Here is a 478-nt window from a genome sequence, read left to right on the forward strand (position 1 = left end):
ACCGCTGGCGATATGCGCCGTGGGCAATCTTTAATTGTTTGGGCAATTTCTGAAGGTAGAGAAGCTGCAAGACAAGTTGATATATTTTTAATGGGTAAATCTGATCTTCCAACTAAAAATGCTGAAGGCGATTTAGTAGCTCTTTAAAAACTAAACACTGATTCGTCCTAAAATAAGATTAAATAAACGCTAGTATCTCACTAAGTGTGTAAAGTTTAAAATATCGAGGGTTGCAACCCTCGATATTTTTTTGATTAATTTTAAATTTTACACACAATGAAGAAAGAAGATTTATTAAACGATGAATTTTTAAAACAATTCAAAACAGGAGATGAACTTACCTCATTTCTAAAATCCATTCAAAAACTAGGTATAGAAAAGATGCTCGAAGGCGAACTTGATGCTCACTTGGATTATGAGAAACATCAACCCTCGGACAGTACCAATTCACGCAATGGCTATATTTCAAAGAAAGTAA

The 478-nt window shown here is 33.7% G+C and carries 1 protein-coding gene; it reads left to right on the forward strand.

Going from position 1 to position 478, the window contains the following annotated elements; genetic code table 11:
- Nucleotides 1-276 precede the first annotated feature (276 nt).
- The coding region (locus tag FUA24_RS25580; RefSeq protein WP_246146940.1) for a transposase at nucleotides 277-478 on the forward strand (202 nt) is incomplete at its 3' end.

It is taken from the genome of Seonamhaeicola marinus (assembly GCF_008085455.1).